Annotated in this window: 15 protein-coding genes and 1 pseudogene; 9 read left to right on the forward strand and 7 right to left on the reverse strand. The window is 69.1% G+C overall.

The genetic code is table 11. The annotated features are described in order from the left end of the window. Window positions 1-274 precede the first annotated feature (274 nt). The 3 genes from ETD85_RS18085 to ETD85_RS18095 all read right to left on the reverse strand — a co-directional run bounded on the left by ETD85_RS18085 (window position 275) and on the right by ETD85_RS18095 (window position 2,720). Window positions 275-877: a hypothetical protein gene (locus ETD85_RS18085; RefSeq protein ID WP_206058383.1), complete on the reverse strand. Its 603-nt coding sequence runs from the start codon at window positions 875-877 to the stop codon at window positions 275-277. An 85-nt stretch (window positions 878-962) separates the two neighbouring features. Further along, window positions 963-1,574, reverse strand: coding sequence for a hypothetical protein (locus ETD85_RS18090; protein ID WP_138690891.1), 612 nt, complete (start codon window positions 1,572-1,574; stop codon window positions 963-965). Window positions 1,575-1,616: 42 nt separating this feature from the next. Beyond that, a complete protein-coding gene (locus ETD85_RS18095; RefSeq protein WP_170246732.1) occupies window positions 1,617-2,720 on the reverse strand; it encodes a serine hydrolase domain-containing protein in 1,104 nt (367 codons plus the stop codon). A 250-nt stretch (window positions 2,721-2,970) separates the two neighbouring features. Between ETD85_RS18095 and ETD85_RS18100 the strand changes: the two genes are divergently transcribed. After that, a complete protein-coding gene (locus ETD85_RS18100; RefSeq protein WP_138690893.1) occupies window positions 2,971-4,005 on the forward strand; it encodes an ATP-binding cassette domain-containing protein in 1,035 nt (344 codons plus the stop codon). Continuing rightward, complete coding sequence (locus ETD85_RS65785; protein WP_138690894.1) at window positions 4,002-4,838, forward strand: ABC transporter permease; 837 nt, start codon at window positions 4,002-4,004, stop codon at window positions 4,836-4,838. The genes ETD85_RS18100 and ETD85_RS65785 overlap by 4 nt, the downstream gene beginning before the upstream one ends. Window positions 4,839-6,881: 2,043 nt before the next feature. Here ETD85_RS65785 and ETD85_RS65790 read toward each other — a convergent pair. After that, a pseudogene (locus ETD85_RS65790) lies at window positions 6,882-7,991 on the reverse strand (BTAD domain-containing putative transcriptional regulator); the annotation flags it as partial. A 156-nt stretch (window positions 7,992-8,147) separates the two neighbouring features. Continuing rightward, window positions 8,148-9,020, reverse strand: a complete 873-nt coding sequence (locus tag ETD85_RS18115) for a winged helix-turn-helix transcriptional regulator (RefSeq protein ID WP_138690895.1) — start codon at window positions 9,018-9,020, stop codon at window positions 8,148-8,150. Window positions 9,021-9,179: 159 nt separating this feature from the next. Here ETD85_RS18115 and ETD85_RS18120 point away from each other — a divergent pair, with 159 nt between their 5' ends. The 3 genes from ETD85_RS18120 (at window position 9,180) to ETD85_RS18130 (ending at window position 12,382) form a co-directional block, all read left to right on the forward strand. Further along, window positions 9,180-10,475 carry an MFS transporter gene (locus ETD85_RS18120; protein ID WP_206058385.1) on the forward strand — a complete coding sequence of 432 codons (1,296 nt, stop codon included), beginning with the start codon at window positions 9,180-9,182 and terminating at the stop codon, window positions 10,473-10,475. Window positions 10,476-10,784: 309 nt separating this feature from the next. Further along, the gene (locus tag ETD85_RS18125) at window positions 10,785-11,210 is read left to right on the forward strand and encodes a hypothetical protein (protein WP_138690897.1); all 426 of its coding nucleotides are present in this window, start codon (window positions 10,785-10,787) and stop codon (window positions 11,208-11,210) included. 344 nt (window positions 11,211-11,554) lie between these two features. Beyond that, the gene (locus ETD85_RS18130; RefSeq protein WP_138690898.1) at window positions 11,555-12,382 is read left to right on the forward strand and encodes a hypothetical protein; all 828 of its coding nucleotides are present in this window, start codon (window positions 11,555-11,557) and stop codon (window positions 12,380-12,382) included. Window positions 12,383-12,719: 337 nt separating this feature from the next. On the opposite strand, the gene ETD85_RS18135 is transcribed toward ETD85_RS18130, so the two are convergent. After that, on the reverse strand, window positions 12,720-13,280 hold the full coding sequence (locus tag ETD85_RS18135) for a hypothetical protein (RefSeq protein ID WP_138690899.1): 561 nt from the start codon (window positions 13,278-13,280) through the stop codon (window positions 12,720-12,722). Continuing rightward, window positions 13,277-13,690 (reverse strand): RNA polymerase sigma factor, encoded by a 414-nt coding sequence (locus ETD85_RS18140; protein WP_206058386.1) that lies wholly within the window; start codon window positions 13,688-13,690, stop codon window positions 13,277-13,279. The genes ETD85_RS18135 and ETD85_RS18140 overlap by 4 nt, the downstream gene beginning before the upstream one ends. Before the next feature lie 349 nt (window positions 13,691-14,039). Between ETD85_RS18140 and ETD85_RS18145 the strand changes: the two genes are divergently transcribed. The 4 genes from ETD85_RS18145 to ETD85_RS18160 all read left to right on the forward strand — a co-directional run bounded on the left by ETD85_RS18145 (window position 14,040) and on the right by ETD85_RS18160 (window position 17,112). Continuing rightward, complete coding sequence (locus ETD85_RS18145; protein WP_138690901.1) at window positions 14,040-14,537, forward strand: winged helix-turn-helix domain-containing protein; 498 nt, start codon at window positions 14,040-14,042, stop codon at window positions 14,535-14,537. A 442-nt stretch (window positions 14,538-14,979) separates the two neighbouring features. Next, entirely contained in the window at window positions 14,980-15,924 is a 945-nt protein-coding gene (locus ETD85_RS18150) for an ADP-ribosylglycohydrolase family protein (RefSeq protein WP_138690902.1), read from the forward strand. A gap of 293 nt (window positions 15,925-16,217) precedes the next feature. Further along, window positions 16,218-16,559: a hypothetical protein gene (locus ETD85_RS18155; RefSeq protein ID WP_138690903.1), complete on the forward strand. Its 342-nt coding sequence runs from the start codon at window positions 16,218-16,220 to the stop codon at window positions 16,557-16,559. Window positions 16,560-16,908: 349 nt separating this feature from the next. Then, a complete protein-coding gene (locus tag ETD85_RS18160; protein WP_138690904.1) occupies window positions 16,909-17,112 on the forward strand; it encodes a hypothetical protein in 204 nt (67 codons plus the stop codon). Window positions 17,113-17,236 lie beyond the last annotated feature (124 nt).

The following is a 17,236-nucleotide window of genomic DNA, read 5'->3' on the forward strand; positions in this document are numbered from 1 at the left end:
TCCTGCAGCCACTGGGCGAGGGCGTGGCCAGTTGATGCCGGTGAAGGAGCACGAGCGGCGGCACGCCGGTGCCCGAGAGTTTCGCAGTCTCGTCGCCCCATCTTTCTGGGGGGGGGGGAGAGCCGGTCGCCGCGTTCCGGCGGCACGCCGAGGCGGCGGAGGACGCGATCGGTGTTGCTGACAGCGTCAACATCCCTGGCCCGATCGGCCCCTGGTACGAGCGGTCGCCGGATTGAGGGCCCCTTTCCTGCGCCGGCACCGGCCCGGTGCCGAATTACTTCGAGAACCCGCCGGACCTGCGCCACACCAGCGTGGAGGACCCGCGTCGGAAGGTGATCTCCGTCCCGTCCTCGCCCGCCGAGACCCGCTCCCAGCCGTCGAAGCTTCTCCTCAGGTTGAGGTCCCAGGAGCGCAGGTTCCCTGCGGCCACGGCCGCGACGGACTCCATCGGTGGCTCGCCGTCCGAGCAGTACTGGCCGAAGTCCGCGATGGCCGCAACGGTCCCGCCGAAGGCCCGCAGGTGGATTCCCTGGCACGCCTCGGTCTTCGTGCCGTAGATCAGGCGCGGCTCCGTCCACCCGCCGGCCTGCCCGCTGGAGTGCTGCTCGTAGAGACCCTTGCCGCGCCGGTAGTGCATGGCCACCCGTCGCCCGTCGTCCAGCCCGACCACGGCGTTGTACGGGTCTCCGGAGCCGGGCCATGGAATGTCGCTCTTGCGTAGCTCGTACGAATAGCCCTTCGCAGTCGGAGTGGTGGTCGGCTCGGCTGCCGATGGGGTGGGATCCGTCCGCGTGATCGCCGGATCCTGACCGCCGCACCCCGCGACTGCCGTCAACAGCAGCATTCCGGCCAGCGCCAGCGGATACTTCAGGCTCATGCCGGGCTTCCTCCGCGCTGTAGACCGGCGCTGTGGCTTCGCGCCGTCCCAGTTCTATCAGCCGGGTACGCCCTTTCGGCAGGCATCAGGACTCGGGGTAGCCATGGGCGACCAGCCAGGTGCCGAACTGTTCGGGAGTGCGGACTCCGTCGTCGATCACGGCGGTGTAGATCTGCAGGCCGCCGATCCGGTCCGGGTAGCCGGGCAGCCGGTGCCACACGTCCTTGATCCGCAGGACGGCGCTGCGCTGGCCGGCGGTGATGGTGTCGCGCAGGGTCTCGTGCCAGGCCGGCAGGTTGGTGTGCGGGTCGTTGAGCCACAGGGTCAGGTCGATACGCCAGTCCCGGCCGTTGCGGGCGAAGGCGATGGGGACGTGGTAGCGCTCGTCACGAGTGGTCCCGGTCGGCGACCGTGGGCCGCGTTCGTCACGGTAGTCGAACCCGACCACGCCGGGATGCTCGACGATGCGCTGCAGCAACCGCAGCACATCGTCCGGGGCGAACCCGGCGCCCGCGTGCACCATGACGTCCACCTCGGGCCAGCACATCAGGTGAGAGACGTAGCTGCCGGTGAACAGCATCGGGCCGGTGCCGGCCACGAGCGCGGCCAGGTCGAGCTCGGCGAGCGCTTCGGCCGCCTCGGCCCGCAGGGCCGCCTGCCGGGCCGACAGCTCCTCGTCGGATGCGGGCGAGGTCACCCCATCAGTGAAACACGCCGCACGAGCGGGCCGGGAGCGATGTCAGGTCGCGGGGCAGAACACCGACTTGAGTGCGTTGGTGATGCGTGACGGCGTGCTGGCGCGCTCGGCATCGTCCATGGCCAGCGTCAGGGACACGGCGAACTGCAGGCGGCCGTCGGAGGAGGTGATGGTCGCGGCGGTGAAGCCGGGGGCGCTGCCCCCACCTCCTGCGGCGAACTCGGGGTTGCCGGCGCACGGGCCGCCCGACGGCGGCGGCGACTGGCCGGGCGGCGGGTCGGTGATCAGTTTGCTCAGGGACTGCGGCAGGAGCCTGCCCTGGCGGAAGGCGCGCTGGAAGGCGCTGACGTCGTGCAGGGTGGAGACCACGCCGCCGGCGCCGAGCATGGTGGTGGCGTTGAGCTGGTCGGCGTCGCGCATCGTGCCCGACGCGTCCGGGGCGTAGCCGTGCCCGTGCGGGCCCTTGATGCCCTCGGTCGCCTTGGTAGGAAGGTAGGTGGCGCGCATTCCGAGCGGGGCGAAGAGCCGGCGGTCGAGCTCGGCCGCCAGTGACCGGCCGGACAGCTTCTCGACGATCATGCCGAGCAGGATGTAGTTGGTGTTGGAGTAGTTGAAGGTCCCGACCTCCACGGGCCGGGGGTTCCTGCGCGAGGCCGCCAGCAGGTCGGCCGGTCGGTAGTCACGCGTGGGGCTGCTGGTGTCCGGGCCGAGGTAGTCGGGGATGCCCGAGGTCAGCTGGATCAGGTTGCGTACCGTGATCTCGTCGGCCCGCTCCACCAGGTCCTTTTCCGCCACCTCCGGCAGGACCGCGCTGAGCTTGTCGTCCACGCTCAGCTTGCCCTCCCTGACCAGTTGCAGCACCGCGGTGGCGGTCATGGCCTTGGTCTGCGAGCCGATCCGGTAGCGGGCGGTCGGTGGGATCGCGCCGCCCTTGCCGCCCAGCAGGCGGGACCCGGCCGATCCCGTTTTGATCCGCTTGCCGTCCACGTACACCGCGCCGATGGCGCCCACCACGTGGCCCGTCTTCACCAGGGCCTCCAGCGCCTGCTGCACGTCTCCCACCTTGACGTTGGCAGCGGTGGCGGGCGTGGCCGCGCTCAGGACCAGCGCCGCGCACGCCAGCGAGGCCACGCCAGTCGATGTCACTCGACGCAGAATCACGAATTCTCCCTCTTCGAAGTCCGAATGCTCGGCTGTCGGACCACAAGTTCTAGCGAGGGCGGTGTTTCCGCACCGTTTCCGCGGCCTAGCCCCTGAGACGGCTTCCGGCTCCGGGCATGGCCCACGGAGGCGGCTACCGGCTCCGGGCCTGGCCCCGAAGGCGACTTCCCGGCTCCCGGCAACCGGTGAAACCGGCTGAGGGCACCGTGAAACCGGCACCCCCGAAAGTGGAGCCATGAGTATCACAGAACTCGGACGTCTCGGGGGCGGCCCGCCCTCCGACGGGGGCACCGACCTGGCCGTACATGCGGAAGGGCTGGTGAAGACGTTCAGCGGGCACCGGGCCGTGGACGGGATCGACCTGCACGTACGCCCTGGTGAGATCTTCGGCGTCCTCGGCCCGAACGGCGCGGGCAAGACCACCACCCTGAGAATGCTGGCCACCCTGCTGAAGATCGACGCCGGCCGCGCCGAGATCTTCGGGGTCGACGTGGCCGCCAACCCGCACATGATCCGCCAGCTGGTCGGCGTCACCGGACAGTACGCGTCGGTCGACGAGAACCTGACCGCCCGCGAGAACCTCTGGCTCTTCGGCCGTCTACAGGGCATCGCCGCGCCGCGCGCCCGGCGCATCGCCGGCGAGCTGCTGGGCCAGTTCGGCCTGGAGGCGGCCGCCGACAAACCGATCGCGCAGTTCTCCGGTGGCATGCGCCGGCGCCTAGACCTGGCAGCCAGCCTGATCACCAGGCCGCCGCTGATCTTCCTCGACGAGCCGACCACCGGTCTCGACCCGCGTACGCGCGGCCAGATGTGGGACACCATCCGCGGCCTGGTCGCCGACGGCTGCACCGTGCTGCTTACCACGCAATATCTGGACGAGGCCGACCAGCTCGCCGACCGCGTCGCCGTCATCGACCACGGCCGCAAGGTCGCCGAGGGCACTCCCGACGAGCTGAAGACCGCGGTCGGCAACTCCGCCCTCCAGCTGCTGCTCGCCAGGCCGGAGGAGGTGCCCGTCGCCGTGGAGGTCGTACGGCGCGTCCTCGGCTCCGACCCGGTGCTCAGCCCGGAGCAGGGCCGCCTCAACGTCGCCCTCGACCAGGCCGACCTGGCCGCGGACGTGCTGATCGCGCTGCGCACCGCCGGGGTGTCGATCTCCTCGGTCAGCGTGGCCAAGCCCAGCCTGGACGAGGTGTTCCTCGCCCTCACCGGCCACGAGACAGACAGAAACGACGAAACCGGCGCGGACCTCGCGGAGGAGAACCGATGAGCACCATGATCGCGCCCCCTCGCGAGGCGGTCCGGGCCGCCGATCGCGTGGCGGCCGCCCGGCGGCGCGTCTCCATGAAGGAGACACTGGCCCAGACCCTGACGATGGCGTGGCGGGCGGTCAAGAAGATGCGCCGCAACCCGGAGCAGTTCTTCGACGTGGCGCTGCAGCCCATCCTGTTCACCGCGATGTTCGCCTTCATCTTCGGCGGCGCCATCGCGGGCGACGTACAGAGCTATCTCCCCCTGATGATCCCCGGCATCCTCGCCCAGACCGTGCTGACGACGTGCATGGCCACCGGCACGCAGCTTCGCGAGGACATGGAGAAGGGCGTCTTCGACCGGTTCAAGTCGCTGCCGATCGCCCGGATCGCGCCGCTGGCCGGCCCGATGGTGGCCGACCTGCTGCGCTACACGACCGCGGCCACCCTGACCTTCGGCATGGGCCTGGTGATGGGCTACCGCCCGGGCGGCGGAGCGGGCGGCGTGCTCGCCGCGATCCTGCTGTCGATCATCACGGGCTGGTCGCTGGCGTGGGTGTTCACCTGGGTCGGCACGATCGCGAGGAGCGCCCAGGCCGTCCAGGGCATCTCCATGATGATCATGTTCCCGCTGACGTTCCTGTCGAACGCGTTCGTCCCCGTCGAGACCCTGCCCGGGTGGCTGGCGGCGTTCGTCCGGATCAACCCGGTCTCACACCTGGTCACGGCCGCCCGCGACCTCGCCAACAACGCCCTCGTCAGCGGAGAGGTGGCCTGGACGCTCCTGGCGTGCCTGATCGTCATCGCGATCTTCGCCCCGCTGTCGGTACGCAGTTACAAGCGGCACATGTGACCTCCGCCCGTTCCGTCCGGAGACCTGCTCCACGAGACCGCGCGCCTCGTCGAGCAGGTCCGAGCCACGTCGATCGCCGTACTCGGCCCGCACGGCCGCGATCGTCCCGGGCGCGATCCGCTCCGCGTGCGGTTCGATCCGCTCGAAGGTCATGCACGGCATGCTGGCGTTGTACGCGAACCGCTCGGCCAGCACCAGCAACGCGATCGCGTCCCGGGGGGCCATGGCTCCCCGGAGCAGCCCCCAGGCACCGAGCGCGAAGAGCATCGAGCCGCACACCGGGTAGTCGAGGTTGGGGTTCGCCGCGCTCAGCAGGTCATAGCCCCGGGCGGTGGCGAACAACTCCGCGCCGTACCAGACGTCTTCCGGACGGGCGTAGTGCGCGTACGCCGTCAGGGTGACCGACACCGCGACGAGCGACCACGGCGTGGGCTCCGTGTGCGGCACCCCGGGCACGCGCAGGTCGTACGCCCGCTGGACGGCCAGGCGGTACTCCGCGAGCGCGGCGGCCGTCTCGCCGCGGGCGAGGGCGAACTCGGCCGCGCACAACGAGACGATCGCCACCCCGCCGAACACCGCCTCGTTGTCGTGGGTCCGGGTGATCTCGGCGAGCTCGGCCTCCGCGGTGCCGAGGTCGCCGTCGGCGAGCGCGGAGACCAGAAGCAGCGCGCGGAGCTGGGTCTCGTCGTCCGTCGCGCCGAGCCGGCTCAGCACCGGGAGCGCGGCCCGCGCGTGCCCGATCGCCCGCCGGCGATCGCCGAGCTGCATGATCAGGTGGGCCAGCACGGCGTGCATGATCGAGGCGGCCCACGGCCCGTCGTCCTCGCGGAGCAGCGTCAGGGCTCGTTCGGCGGTCTCGATCGCCTCGCTCACGTCTCCCGCGTTCTCCAGGACGTGGACGTACGTCTGCATCGCCGCCCGGGCCAGGTCGCGGTCGGCGCTCCGGCACAGCTCCGCCAGCTGGTGGCGCATGTCGGCGCCATCGGCCACGTCGCACGCGACCAGCACCGTGGCCAGCGCCGTCAGATGCGGATTCGTCGTCTCGGTGACGGGCAGCCTGCGGAGGAGATCGCGCAGCGGATCGTCGCGGCGGTCGGTGACCATCATGATGTTCATCAGCGTGATCAGCAGGCCGGCCCTGACCACATCGGCGAGGTACGGCGGCGGCATCCAGCCGATGACCAGCTGGGTGATCGCCTCCCGGTGCACGAACACCCGGAAGTGCTCGCCTCGGATCGACCACAGCGCGCCGACCCCAGCCAGCAGCTGGAACGTCGTGACGCGATCGGACTCGCCGAGAGCCTGCCGGAGCAGCTCGGCGAGGTTGCTCTCCTCGGCGTGCAGCGCGTCGGCCGCCGCGAACTGCGCCGGGCCGAACAGCCGGGAGGCGTGTTCGAGCGCGTACGCCGTCGCCCAGGCCAGCTGCGCCGCCCGGGCGGGCTCCTCCTCCCCGGCCTCCTTCAGCCGCATCCGCCCGAACTCCCTGACGGTCTCCAGCATCCGGTAGCGCAGGCCGTACGCCGCCTCGCGGACGCTGAGCATCGACTGCTCGGTCAGCGCGTCCACGACGTGCAGGGCGTCCGGGCCGAGCACCTGCTCGGCCGCGGCCAGCGTGAAGCCGTCGCCGAACAGCGACAACCACCGCAACGCCTGCCGTTCGGGCTCGGCCAGCAGGTTCCACGACCAGTCGATGACCGCGAGCAGCGTCTGGTGCCGGTCCGGGGCCGTACGGTTCCCCCCGCGCAGCAGGGCGAACCGGTCCGCCATGCGCCGCGCGATCTCCTCCACCGACATCACCCGCACCTTGGCCGCGGCCAGCTCGATCGCGAGCGGCAGCCCGTCGAGGCGGGCGACGACCTGCCCCACCGCTGCCTCGTCGATCCGCACCCCCGGGCGGGCGGCCGTGGCGCGCTGGCGGAACAGCTCCACCGCGTCGCCCGTGGGCAGCTCGCCGAGCAGGTAGACGCGTTCGGCGGGGATCGACAAGGGGGCGCGCGAGGTAGTGAGCACCCGCAGGTCGCGGGTCGTCACGGTCAGGAACGCCACCAGGTCGGCGACGGCCTCGATCACGTGCTCGCAGTTGTCCAGTATCAGCAGCGCCGGAGCCTGGTCGAGATGCTGGGCGATCCGGGCACGGACGTCGGAACGCTGCTCGGCGGTCAGGACGTGCCGGCCGCTGACCGAGTCCCGGACCCCGAGCGCCGAGCCCACCTCCCCCACCACGCCCTCCGGCGAGGAGACGCCGACGAGCTCGACGAAGTGGGCGATGGGCTGCGTGGCGTTCCTGCCGACGACATGGGCCAGCCGCGTCTTGCCCAGTCCGCCGGGGCCGATGATCGAGACCACCCGGTTGGTCTGCAGCAGGGCGTGCACCGCACGGATGTCGCCGTCGCGGCCGAGCAGCGAGGAGCCGTCGAACTGGATGCCCGCGCGCACCGGCCGATCGGCGACGAGGAGCTCGGCGTACACGCGGGCGAGCTCGGGCCCTGGGTCGGTGCCGAGCCGGGTGACCAGGTCCGCTCGATACCGCTCATAACGCTCCAGAGCGGCGGCGGCACCCCGTACGGCGGCCTCGCTGCGCAGCAGGCAAACGAGCAGCTCCTCGTCGTGCGGCCGCTCGGCCGCGGCCTCCTCCAGCAGCGGCAGCGCGCCTTCGTGCGCGCCGCTGCGGCCCCGCGCGATCGCCGCCACCCGTCGTGCCTCGGCCACCGCCTTCGCGGCGACGTCCCGCAGCGCGGCGAGGGCGCCCGTGGCGCCGTCCAGGCCGCCGTTCAGGAGGTTCACGGCCTCTTCGGCGCGGCGGGACGCGAGCGCCATGTCGTCCTCGCCCAGTGCGGCCCGCGCCTGCTCCACGAGCGCGCCGAGCAGCAGCACGTCCACCTGATCGGCGGGCAGCCCGAGCCGGTAGCCACGCGGGATCCGTACCACGACGTCGGCGCAGGTCACCGCCCTGGTCCGCGAGACGACCACCTGCAGCGCCTTCGTCGGGTTGGCCGGCGCCTCGTCCGGCCACAGCTCCTCGACCAGGCGCTCGTCACTTACGCCCGCACGTCCTTGCAGGGCGAGCACGGACAGCAGGGTGTGCGCGCGATCGCCGACCACGCGTACACCCCGCCAGCGAACGCCGTCGAGGAGGACGAGTGCGGGGGACATAGCTCCAGCTTACGGACGAGTGGTGAGTGGGGAGCGTGACCACGAGGACATGTGCTTCCCGAAGAGTGCCAGGTGATTGGGTAATACGACCTTTCTGTACGCCTTTGCCCTTTTCAGCACTTCCGCACCCCCGACCAGGCCGGCGCCACCGCCTTGTCATCGACCGCGGACGAGGGCGAGCATCTCTTCCACCGAGCCGGCCGGATCGCTGATCGGGAACTGCACCGCCCGGATGATCGCGTCGGGGTCGGCCAGCAACGTGAGCCGCTTGAAGCGGTCGACGCCGGCCGCCCGGAAGGTCGGCAGCAGCAGCCCGGCCGCGAGCTTGCTGTCCTGGTCGGACAGAAGAGGGTAGGGCAACCTCGCGTGCGCGACGAAGGCGGCCAGTTGGTCGGGCCGCTGGGTGCTGACGCCGCGGATCGCGGCACCGGACGCCTCGAAGTCGGCATGCCGCGAGGCGTAGGTGAGGGACTCCAAAGTGCAGCCCGGGGCACCCGGGATGTCGCCCCAGCCAGGCGGATAGCTCTGGGCTCCGGGGGCGAAGGCGCCAGGGAAGAAGTAGAGCACGGTCCAGACGCCCGGCACGCCGGGTGCGACCCGCTCGCCGTCGTGCCGTTCCAGCATGAGATCCGGCACTTTCCGATTGATCAGCTCATGCACGCGACGGCTCTCCGCCGACCCGTCCTCGCTGGTCGCGGTCAGTGCCCCGTCGCCCATCACATGTCGGGTGCCCCAGTCCTGCAGCGCGATGAGCGCCGGCAACAGGCCCTCGCCCTTCGCGGTCAGCAGGTAGTCGAAGCGCGGGGGGCGATCGGAGTAGGGCCGCTTCTCCAGCACCCCATGTTCGACGAGACCGGCCAGGCGCTCGGCCAGAGCCCGGCGGCTGACGCCGAGCTCACGCTGAAGGCCGTCGAAGCGGGTGGTGCCGCCGGCGATGTCGCGCACCACCAGGAACGTCCACCAGTCGCCGATCACTCCGAGCGCCTGCGCGATGCCGCAGTCGGCGTCGGTCAGATCTGCTCGCTTCACGCGCATCAGTATAGTACGTTCCATTTTGGAACTTACTCGAAGGGCGTTGAGATGGCAGTCGACAGTGCGCGGAGGGCGAGCGCCTTATTGCGGCGGTGGACGACCGGGAAGCGTGGGGCGAGCGCCTTCTGGCGGCGGTGGACGACCGGCGCGCGTGGCGTGAGCGTCCTATGGCGGCGGTGGACGACCGGCGCGCATGGGTCGTCCGTCTTCTGGCGGTGGTGGACGGCGGGCACGACCAGCGCGGTCGGCTCGGCGGTAGGCGCGGTGGCGCTGCCGCTGACGGCGCTGACGGTGCTCGACGCCTCCGCGTTCGAGATGGGCCTGATCGCCGCGGCCGGCTACGTCGCCTGGATCGTGATCGGCCTGCCCGCCGGGGTGATGGTCCAGCGCCTGCCCATGAGAAGGGTCCAGATCGGCGCCGACCTGGCCCGCGCCGCGGCGATCAGCTCCATCCCGCCGGCCTGGTGGCTGGGCTGCCTGACGATCGCCCAGCTGGTGATCGTGGCCCTCGTGATCAGCTTCGCGAACGTCATCTTCGACGTCGCCAACTCGACCTTCCTGCCGTCGATCGTGAGCAAGGAGCAGCTGCAGTCCCGTAACAGCCTGACCTCCGGCACCCAGGCCGCCACCCAGCTCGGCGGCCCGTCCGTCGGTGGCGTCATCGTCCAGGTGCTCGGGGCGGTGCCCACCCTCCTCTTCGACGCGGTCAGCTACCTGGTCTCGGCCCTTCTGCTGCGCACCCTCCCGGAACGCCGTGCCGAGGCCCCCGACAGCTGGCCGCCGGTGCGCGCGATGATCCGCGAAGGCTGGCGTTTCGTCGTACGCCATCCGGTGATGGGCCCGTGCATGTGGGCCGCCACCGCGGCGAACACGGTTTCCGGAGCGCAGTTCGCGCTCTACGCGCTGTACCTCGTGCGGGAGCTGCACGCTGCGCCCGGCCTCGTCGGCCTGCTGCTGGCGGCGGACGGGGCCGGCACGCTGATCGGCGCGGCCCTGACGAACCGGATCACGGCCAGGCTCGGGACCGCCCGCGCCCTGATCGTCGCCGGCTTCGTCTCGGTCGCCGGGGCGCTCGTCGTCCCGCTCGGCACCGGCTGGCAGGGCTTCGCCGCCTTCGCCATCGGCAACGCCGTCTTCTCCATCGGTGTGGTGGTGATCAGCGTGGTGACCCGTACTTACCGGCAGATCGCCAGCCCGCCCGAGCTGCTGCCCCGGGTGATGGCGACGGTCCGGTTCGTGTCGTGGGGCGCGATCCCGATCGGCGGGTTGATCGCCGGAGCCATTGCCGGGATCCTCAGCGGCCGGGTGACCCTGATCATTTTCGTCGCGGCGGCCGCCTGCATGCCGCTGGTCCTGCTGGCCTCCCCCGTCCGGCACCTGCGCGATCTGACTGATTACGAAGCGACCGGCTCACCAACGGCGTCGTCGAGGCCCACAGCCGAATCGGCGTAGTCGTCTCCGGCACCGGAGCCGGCCACGTCCTGATGGAATGAAAATTTCACCCGGCAGGCCCGGCATTACGGCTCTGCCGAGCTAATCCCAGCCCTGGTGACACGCCTCGTTCATCCTGGCGAGAGCTGCCATGACACAAATTACTACCGGACCGAATCAGTGCCGCTAAATCGTCTCTCTGGACGCCTGAGGGCCTCGACAATAGTCTCCGTGCGGGCTCCGCCGACATCATAAGAGATGAGGTTGGAATTGACACGCTCCAAAGCACGTCGTGCGGCCGGCTCTGTCGCCATCGCCATCGCAACGCTCGTGGCACTTCTGCTCCCCGTCACTCCCGCGCACGCCGCCTACGGCCCGGACCAGCCCGTGTCCCTCACGGTGACCTCGAACGCCGGACCGTCAATCATGCTCGCCCAGCTGACCGGCACGCTGGCGTTCGACGACGGGAACACGAAGTTCAAGTACTCGCTCCGGCTTTGCTGGGGAAGCGGGTCCTATCCCATGCCGAACTTCTACGTCTCCGTCAACGGCAGCAGCGTCTTCTATCCGAGCCAGACGGGCACGACAACCGCTCCCGCCGGGTGCCAGTTGTACCTATTCCTCTACGACGGTGAATACACCCACTCCACCACCCTCGCGAACGTCACTCTGTACGTGACGGGCGGCTGGTTCTACCCCGGCAACACTTACAACAGCCGCACCAAGTCCGTGACCTACGACAATCCCTACAACTGAGCTGCCCGGCATACGCAACTGCCTCTACCGGGAACAACCCATACAGACAGGCAACGGGTGGGTAGGCATGGGCCGGCCTACCCGGCCCTTCGCCGGCCCTTCGCCGGGCCTGGAGGCAGGGCCTCCGGGCCCGAGAAGTAGAAGCTCCGCGATCGCCCGACCGAGCGGAGCGTGTAGCTGAACAACGAGCGGACGCAAAAGACCCCCCCTTTCCGCCGTCAACAACGGTCATCACCACCACTTCGCATCAGCAGCCTGCATCGGATCGTTACGAGATATCTCTTATCTCGTTGACAGCACCCTCCTAATCTTTTCCTGCTGTATCCCCCCGAGCAAGGACGCTGATGAAGCTCTTCTTCGCAGGCCTCATAGCAACAGCCGTGACCGTGAGCGCGGTAGCCGTACCCGCTCAGGCGGCATCCGTCGCATCCGTGCAGGCCGCTCCAGTGGATCCGGTGAAAGCCCTGAAAGCCCAGCTGGTCCCGGGCAAAGGCGTAAAAGTAACCGAGTCAAGCGGCATCACCGTCGATTTCACCGTCGACGACCAAACCATGCAGGTACGGGTGAACACCCGCACGGTCGGCACCCTGGCTTTCGGTAAAGGCAATGTAGCGGCTGCCGACCTCAGTGTCCGCACGTCCTCGCGCCCGAAAGTGACCCGCGCTCCCTATCGGGTCATCGCCGAGGGCAAAAACGCCTACGTGACCAACGCCGGCATCGCCAATGCACTGCCTTCCGGACGGTCCTGGATCCAGTCGAAGACCAGTGCGCGCGAAAACGTCATCCTCGATATGGGCGTCACTCCGGCGGACCTGAAGTTCATGCTGAGCAACGCATCAGAAGTGGCGACCGGCGAATATGAGGGCACCGCCACACTCGCCGAGTTCCGGCACGACAAGTCCGCCGGGGAAGGCGACGTCAAGTTCCACCTGTACTTCGACAAGCGCAACCTGCTCACCCGCTCGGTCGTCGACACGACGATCTTGCCGGACGGCGACACCACGGCCTATGACCAGATGATCTTCCACTCCGATACCAAGTATTCGGGCTGGGGCGCCAAGGTGAAGATCTCCGCACCACCGGCCGGCAAGGTCATCAGCGAGAAGAGACTCAACGCGAAGACCCGCAAGGCCGTCATCAAGGCCGGCTATCCGGAGACCGGCCCCTTCTGACCTGCGCCAAGAAGGAACCGACGCCGGCGGGCGACCCGCGTACATCCTTCCCGAGGGGCGGGCGGCACCCTGGCCCTCGTCCGGGACGGCGACACCATCACCGTCGGATCCCCGCCCGCACCCTCCACCGAACGTCCCGGAACAGGACCTCGCCACGCGCCGCCACCTTCCCGGAACGACACACCGGCTACCGGCCCCCGGCACCACGCCCTGCGGGCCTACGAGGCCCTGCCCCAGTCCGCCGGCAAGAGCGCCGTACGCCGGTTGAGCGGGTCGGCGGAGGCCGGTCGTGGCGAGCGGCCGGGCGGCGGTACGTCCAGCGTCGTACCGCCGCAGGTCAGCCGAGCTGGGTCGGCTCGTGCGCCGGGACGCACGGCTTGACCGAGCCCTCGATCACCGACGCATTGAGCTGCGCCTTGATCGGCCCCTTCGGGTTCTCGGTGAACTCCAGCACCACCGTCTGCCCCTTCCCGACATAGCGGGGATCGATGACGAAGCTCTTCGGTCCCGGCCTGGCGACCTTGTAGTGCACGGACTCGCGCCACTCCTCCGGAGTGTCGTATCCGCCGCCGACGAGCGTGCCCCGGTCGCTCTGGCACTTGGTGTAGGGCTTGAGGTACGTGACGTCGGCGGTCACGCCCATGTCCTTGAGGTCCTGCTCCAGCTGGTCGGCATCCCTGAACTCCTTGAGCTCCACCGTGACGGTGCCGTTGGCGTTCTTGCTCACCGCGTACGCCGGCTCAGACCCGGTCAGCAGCGGCACCGCCACCCCCGCCACCGCCGCCAGTCCGGCCACCGCCGCCCCCGTGAGCAGGCGGCGGCCGACGCGGCGGCTGCGTTCGTTCCGGGCGTTCATCTCGTTCTTGAGGTCCGTCAGCAACTGCTCCTCGAATCTCATCGTGGGGTTCCTTCCATGACGAAGGGCAGGTCGCGGAGCGTCTTGCGGGCGCGGTGCAGCCGTGCCATGGCGGTCCCCGGCCGGATGCCCAGCACCACCGCCGCCTCCGACGGCGTGAGCTGCTCCAGAACCACCAGTTCCAGGACAGCGCGCTCTCCGTCGGGTAATCCGGCCATGGCGTGGAAGGCCGCCCTGGCGGGCCGTTCCGCGTCGATCTGCTCTTCCAGCCGGGAGACGTCGTCGCCGTCGAGCGGACGCCGCCCGCTCGCTCGATGGGTGAGCTGGGACTCCCGCAGCGCCCGCCGCCGCTCGGCCGACAGCGTGTTGCGCGCGACGCCGTACAGCCACGCGATCTCGCTGCCCTTGCCCGGGCGGTACGTGTGCGCCGAGTCGAACACCGCGAGGAACACATCGGCCGTCAGGTCGGCGACCGTGCCTCCGGTAGAAGGCTTCGAACGCCGCGGGGTCGGTGGCGAGCTTCCCCCGTCTGAGACGCACCGGCCTTGCTCCCCTTCGTCGATCTACACCCGTACTTGGTGAGAACCGGCCGAAGGCTCACAAACCACTGGGTCAGGACATTCTGGCTGTCGATGGCGCCGGGACATATCCGCTGGTAACCGGTTCAGAGCGCGTCCAGGGATCGCCGCGCTCGCGTCACCGCGGAGCAGGAGCGGCGGGAGCGTCAGGGCAGTCGCCGCACGGCTACAGTGGGCGCAGCTGGACGTCGAGTTACGGCGGCGACCGCTGGCCTGGAGCTACATGGACGACCAGCGCTGGAGGCCGGGCCAGGTCAAGACGCTGATCGGGCGGCTGTTTCCCATCGGCTGCACCATCGAAGGCATGGGCAAGCTGCCGCATCGCCACGAGTTCGGGGTCTGGTTGGCCGTGGCTGAGGAGCGACGCCCTGCACCGTCGATCGCCCCCGGTCCGGGACGGAGTTCAGCCACCATCAAGCAGGTGCGCGGGCAGAACCTCCTCCGCGTCCGGGTAGAGCAGAGAGACCCTGTCCAAGACCTTCTGCATGGATGTCTCCACGTCCCACCAGGTGCTGTCCGAGGCGCGTACTGCCAGGCCGGCGCTCGTCCCGTCTGCGTTGCAGGCGATCAACTCGCCATCGATGAGCTGGGCATCGTCCCCCAACATCGCGATGAGTTGCCCCGTTTCCAGCAGGGAATCCTCTGCGATACGGATGATCTCTTCCCAGCACGGATGAATATGTCCTCTAGCTGGCGCGATGGGGACGACGGCTCGAACTAACACGAGGGTAAGGAAGACGACGTACGGCCGGGCAGATCACGGCCCGATCGCGTCGCCGACTTGATCGTAAGCGCGGCTCGGCAGCGGGCCGAGAACCGCCGAGGCGGGAAGTACGGCGAGCGCGCGGCCCAGCTAGGGTCGCCTGGCTTCCTGCTTCCAGGTCGGTCCGGCCCTCGACTGCTACGGCCTCCACCTGGGCGACCGACAGTCCGCCAGTGACCGTGACCAGCCCCTGCTGACCACCCTCGCTAACACGCTGATGGCGCGCGCGGCAATCACGTGTGGTCACGGGGTCTGTCCCGCCGGACCTCTGTCGGACGGTGTGCAGTCACCGACGCTGCTGCTGAATTCCGCTGCCGTACACAGCCCTCCGCCCGGCGACGTGACCTGACTTGATCTCGCCGCCTGCCCTCTCCTTCGACCAGCTCGGTAGCCTGCTGTAGTGAACCTCGCGCAGCGTGCCGTTGGTGCGGTCGTCGGCTCGGCTGTGGGCGACGCGCTGGGTGCGCCATTCGAGTTCGGCCCGGCGGGAGCGTTCTCCTCCCGCTTCCCGCTACCGGGTGCCGGCGGCGAGATGAGCGGAGGCGGCGGCTGGGACGCCGGCGAGGCCACCGACGATACGCAAATGGCCGTACACGTAGCCGAGTCGCTGCTGGAGCACGGCCGCCTGAACCTGCCGGACATCTTCGCCCGCTTCCAGCGGTGGGCGGCCGATGATCCCAAAGACATCGGGCTGCAGACCGAAGACGTTCTGACCCGCGGCCTGCCCTGGGACCAGGCCGCCGCCGCCCACTACCGAAGCAGCCACCTAGCCGCCGGCAACGGCGCGCTCATGCGCGCCACCCCATCGGCGGTGTACTTCGCCCGCGACGACCGGCAGACCACCATGGCCGCCGCCCGGCACATCGCCGCCCTCACCCACGGCGACCCGGCGGCATGGGAAGGCACCGCGATCTTCCACGACCTGATACGCGTCGCCCTGAACGGCGGGGACCCCTTGGACCAGCTCTCGCAGACCCTCACCGCTGTCCAACCCGACCATCGTCGACGCTACGCCGCCGTCCTCGCAGCCGACTGGCATCCCGATCACGCCACCGAGTTCAACGGCGCCGTCTGGCCCTGTCTCGGCTCAGCCGTCTGGGCACTGCGCACGACCCAGAGCTATGAAGATGCCATCCGCGCCGCCATCGACCTGGGCGGCGACACCGACACAGTCGCCGCGGTCACCGGCGGCCTGGCCGGAGCCGTCTACGGGCCGGCAGCAATACCAGCCAACTGGACCGAACCCTTACACGTTCCGCTCCCCGGAAGCGGCGGGCGAACCCTGCGCCTGCCCCACCTGCTCAATCTTGCTCGCGACCTCGCAGAGCGCCAGAGTACAGACTGACGACGGAGCCTGACCTCTTAGGCGTGGGTGCTCGTCGGACTGGAGTTGGTCGCTTTGTTGGATCCCTGATTCGCGGTGACCATGACCATCTACAGCGAAGTGTCCTCAGAGCAGACATGCGGGGCACCCAAGCACCCAGAAGATCATCTAGAACGCTGGAACAAGATTGATCGCTGATGGCCATCCCTTCCGAGGATGGCTTTCCCAGTGCCACGACCGCATGCATTCGCCGGGCCGTTGACCGCCCTGCTATTTCACGCCCTGGTTCATAGAGCATTGTTACCTTGAGCGCCATGAGTTTAACGGCGCGGGCGTTCAATGAACGCGGCGATTCTGTGGAGAACCCGATCTCTGACGACCTGCATGCTCTGCTGCGCGGATTGACCATGTCCAACCGGTTCCTCGTGGTCGAGCGCCTGGACGCAGAAAATGATGACTACTACATGCAGGCTTACCTACGGGACGACGGGGCCTACCGGCTGGAGTATCGCGACGGCAGCGTAGAGGCGCACTTTCGCGCTTCCAGCCGGACACTGCCGATTCTGGCGCAGATCTTCACCATGTGGCTCTACCGGTTGCCTGGGTGGCGGGAGTCGCTGACTTGGACTGCTTGGCCGGACGAGTCCGAAGACTAGTGCGGCGATGCGGCGGAGGGCCCTCAGCGGCGCGGCGCGCTGCCGCTTGATCCTTATAGGCGCTATTCAGCGACGATCTCAGCTGAGATGGTCCATGGTCGTCGCCGTCTCGCCCGCAGTACAAGCTGATCCTCACTGTCGTATGTTCCCGCTCACGCGCCCAGGCCGTCTTGTTGGCCACCCCGGGCGGCGGTAGCACTCGCTTCAATGTGTACCTTCACGACTCTCCCGGCACGCCCGAACGCCGACACCGTCTGACGATGCGCCGGCCGAGCCCACCGCCTCAACCGCACGGTTCGGTTCGGTCTCTCGTCGCTTCGAGCTACCGCAGGCCCGATGCCACCTTGATGTGCCGAACGACGAGCAAGAGATCCCCCGAGTCCAGACGTTGCTCAAGCTCGCTTACTCGGGCGCCAAGAAGATCGCGCTGCGCTTCCGTGAAGACGGCGCCGGAGTCCAGGCACTCGCTGACGCATTTGCTGATCTCCAGGAGAACTGGGTTTGCGGAGGGCAGCAGGCGAGGGAAGCGTTGGCGGCGCCAAAACCGCAATGAACCGCCCCGAGTTTGATGGAGACCTCAGCGGTTGATGGTCAGGGCATCGTTGGGCTGGTGTTGAGCGTAGTAGATCGCCTCGAATTCCTCAGGTGGAAGGTGTCCGATGGCCGAGTGCAGGCGG

The organism is Nonomuraea zeae, assembly GCF_005889725.1.
Taxonomy (GTDB): domain Bacteria; phylum Actinomycetota; class Actinomycetes; order Streptosporangiales; family Streptosporangiaceae; genus Nonomuraea; species Nonomuraea zeae.

Excerpts from the sequence above, each read along its gene's own strand:
- ETD85_RS18085 (WP_206058383.1), bottom strand. The coding sequence starts at position 877 with ATGAGCCTGAAGTATCCGCTGGCGCTGGCCGGAATGCTGCTGTTGACG.
- ETD85_RS18100 (WP_138690893.1), top strand. The coding sequence starts at position 2,971 with ATGAGTATCACAGAACTCGGACGTCTCGGGGGCGGCCCGCCCTCCGAC.
- ETD85_RS65785 (WP_138690894.1), top strand. The coding sequence starts at position 4,002 with ATGAGCACCATGATCGCGCCCCCTCGCGAGGCGGTCCGGGCCGCCGAT.
- ETD85_RS18130 (WP_138690898.1), top strand. The coding sequence starts at position 11,555 with ATGAAGCTCTTCTTCGCAGGCCTCATAGCAACAGCCGTGACCGTGAGC.
- ETD85_RS18135 (WP_138690899.1), bottom strand. The coding sequence starts at position 13,280 with ATGAGATTCGAGGAGCAGTTGCTGACGGACCTCAAGAACGAGATGAAC.
- ETD85_RS18145 (WP_138690901.1), top strand. The coding sequence starts at position 14,040 with ATGGACGACCAGCGCTGGAGGCCGGGCCAGGTCAAGACGCTGATCGGG.
- ETD85_RS18155 (WP_138690903.1), top strand. The coding sequence starts at position 16,218 with ATGAGTTTAACGGCGCGGGCGTTCAATGAACGCGGCGATTCTGTGGAG.